Here is a 1,268-nt window from a genome sequence, read left to right on the forward strand (position 1 = left end):
TTTGTTCGTTGTCTTGCTCATCGTAGCCCCATCCTCTCAGGAGTTGGAGCCGCCGACAATCCCGGCGCGGTTCAGTTCGGTTTGATGATCTAAGTTTACCAGGTCCAATCAGAGCGGCCCTCTTTTTCTGCGAAGACGGGGTTACGGCTAGATTAACATGGAGACGAAAGCAGGGCTGAACGTCTGAACTTTGACAGCCCCCTTGCGCTTCTTGATTTATGCGAGGAAACAGGCTTTCCCAACCATACAAGGGAATGCCATGGAATGCACACTGGCTGAGGCCATTTCCCGGTTCCTTGACCATTGCCGTATCGGAAAGCGCCTTTCCCCCAACACGCTACGTGCCTACCAGACAGATTTCGCAGAGTTCTCCGCTTTTGTTGGAGGCACCAAGGCTGTGGCGGAGATTGATCGGGATAGCTTACGCCGCTTCGCACGCAAGCTATTCGATGTGGACGGGCTCAAGGAAACATCTGCCAAGCGCCGGATGGCGTCGTTGAAGGTCATGTTCCGCTGGCTGGAGCGTGACGAAGTCATCCCGCTGAGCCCGTTCCATCGGCTGGATCTCAGCATCCGGCTTCCACACCGGTTGCCGAGAAATCTTGCGGTCAATGAGATGAGGGCCTTGCTTCGGGTCTGCGACGGGCTGGATGGTGGCCATACCGCGCAGATGCTCAGGTTTATCATCGTTTGCCTCTTCTCCACCGGCATCCGGGTTGGTGAGCTGGTCAGCATCACGATTGATGATCTTGATCACAATGACGGCAGCATTCGTGTAAAGGGCAAGGGCAACCGGGAACGGCGTGTTTTCCTCCCGAAGGGTGAAGCAGCGGCAGTTTTGCGGCAGTACCTGAAAAGCCGCCGATCAATGGCCCCCCGATCCAATCATTTGCTGGTGACGCAAAATGGTGGGACCGTCGATACCCAGCATGTCCGCCGCCTTGTTGTTCGCTTGGCCGAGCAAGCGGGCCTGTCCCGTCGGGTCACCCCCCACATGCTGCGCCACACCGCCGCAACACAGCTCATCGAGGCCGGCGTTGATATCCGATTTGTTCAAAAACTCCTAGGCCACGCCAGCATCGCGACAACCCAGATCTACACGCAGGTAAGCGATGCCAGTCTGAAAGCGACGCTCGAAAGGGCAGACACACTGAGTAGGGTAAGCGGCGGAAGGCGCCGAGCGGTGGGTAGTGACTGATAACTAATAATTATCAGACGAGGCGGTACGCATGAACGGTAGGCGGAGCTTCATCGTCCCGATTTTCAAC

Annotated in this window: 1 protein-coding gene; it reads left to right on the forward strand. The window is 56.5% G+C overall.

Going from position 1 to position 1,268, the window contains the following annotated elements; all coding sequences use genetic code 11:
• Positions 1 to 259: 259 nt before the first annotated feature.
• Positions 260 to 1,198 (forward strand): tyrosine-type recombinase/integrase, encoded by a 939-nt coding sequence (locus AC1Q7F_RS32575; RefSeq protein ID WP_492512705.1) that lies wholly within the window; start codon positions 260 to 262, stop codon positions 1,196 to 1,198.
• Positions 1,199 to 1,268: the final 70 nt, after the last annotated feature.

Source organism: Niveispirillum sp. GW835-FHT14G11 (genome assembly GCF_058793615.1).

Excerpts from the sequence above, each read along its gene's own strand:
- AC1Q7F_RS32575 (WP_492512705.1), top strand. The coding sequence starts at position 260 with ATGGAATGCACACTGGCTGAGGCCATTTCCCGGTTCCTTGACCATTGC.